Genomic DNA, 1,389 nt, shown 5'->3' on the forward strand with positions numbered 1-1,389 from the left:
CGAGTGTCGGTGGGGTCGCTGACGAAGGCGTTCCCGCCGGAGTTGGTGGACCGGGTGGTGGCCACGACGGATACCCGCGAGCTGCGGCGGCGGCTGTTGCCGGCGCGGCTGACGGTGTACTTCGTGCTGGCGTTGTGGCTGTTCCGGGGCCGTAACTGCGGCTATGGGCGGGTGCTGAGCAAGCTGGTCGACGCGCTGTATCACCGCTGTATCACCGCCGTGGGGGCCAGCAGCTCCTCGACGGGGTGCTCGATCCCGACGGGTGGGTCGACGCCGGCGCGGGGCGGCGGTGGCGCCCGCCGAACATTTCCTCGCTGGCGCGGGCCCGGGCCCGGTTGGGGGCCGATCCGTTGCACATGCTGTTCGACGAGGTCGCCGGTCCGGTCGGCCCGGCCGACGATAGCGCCGCCGACGCCGCCGGGGTGTTCTGCTGCGGGCTGCGGGTGGTCTCGATGGACGGGTCCAGCAGCGACATCCCCGACACTCCGGAGAACGCCGCCCACTTCGGCCGGCCGGCGAACGCGACCCGGGCCGGGGCGTTCCCGCAGCTCCGCTGGGTCGCGGCCGCGGAATCGGGCACCGGAGCACTGGTCGGTGCCACGTTCGGCCCCTACACCGTGGGCGAGCAGACCCTGGCCCGTGACCTGCTGCCCGCGTTCGGGGCCGGGATGCTGGTGCTGGCCGACCGCAACTTCTTGTCCCACACCTTGGCCCGCGACGTGCTCGCGACCGGCGCGCACATCCTGTGGCGGGCCTCGGCGTCGTTTCGGCTGACCCCCATCGAGGTGCTCGCCGACGGCAGCTACCTCGCCCTGCTCCATCCCGCGCGCAAGGCCGACGGCCCGCCGATCACGGTGCGGGTCATCGAGTACACAGTGCACAGCAGCGGCCCCGACGGCCTCGAGCAGCCATCGGAGGTGTTCGCCCTGGTCACCGACCTGCTCGACGTCGAGGCCGATCCCGCGCTGGACCTCGCGTGCACCTACCCAATGCGCTGGGGCCCAATGCGCTGGGGCGCCGAGACCGTGATCGGCGACCACAAGACCGACATGGGCGCGGGCATGCCGGTGCTGCGCAGCAAGGACCCCGAAGGGGTGGCCCAAGAGATGTGGGCGCTGTTCGCGGTCTACCAGGCCATCCACACCCTGATCGGGGCCGCCGTCGACGCCACCGGCATCCCACCCGAGAAGATCAGCTTCCCGCAGGCCCTCGCCGCCGCGACCGACTCGGTCACGGCGGGTTTTCCCCCCTCACGAGCGTGACCTGGCCCTGGCCGTCTTCCTGCTCAAGATCCTCGACCCGCATACCTTCGTCCGTGACCGCCCCGACCGGGCCAGCCCGCGGGCCACGAAGAAGGCCGGCGACTTCCCCGCCCGCAAAGATCAACCC

Annotated in this window: 1 protein-coding gene and 1 pseudogene; both read left to right on the forward strand. The window is 72.0% G+C overall.

What is annotated here, in order from left to right:
• Window positions 1-9: 9 nt before the first annotated feature.
• Window positions 10-198, forward strand: a pseudogene (locus KME75_RS47390) (transposase domain-containing protein); the annotation flags it as partial.
• 47 nt (window positions 199-245) lie between these two features.
• Window positions 246-1,262, forward strand: coding sequence for a transposase (locus KME75_RS41570; RefSeq protein WP_219420473.1), 1,017 nt, complete (start codon window positions 246-248; stop codon window positions 1,260-1,262).
• Window positions 1,263-1,389: the final 127 nt, after the last annotated feature.

Origin of the sequence: Pseudonocardia nigra, assembly GCF_019396355.1 — a bacterium.
GTDB classification, from domain to species: Bacteria; Actinomycetota; Actinomycetes; order Mycobacteriales; family Pseudonocardiaceae; genus Pseudonocardia; species Pseudonocardia nigra.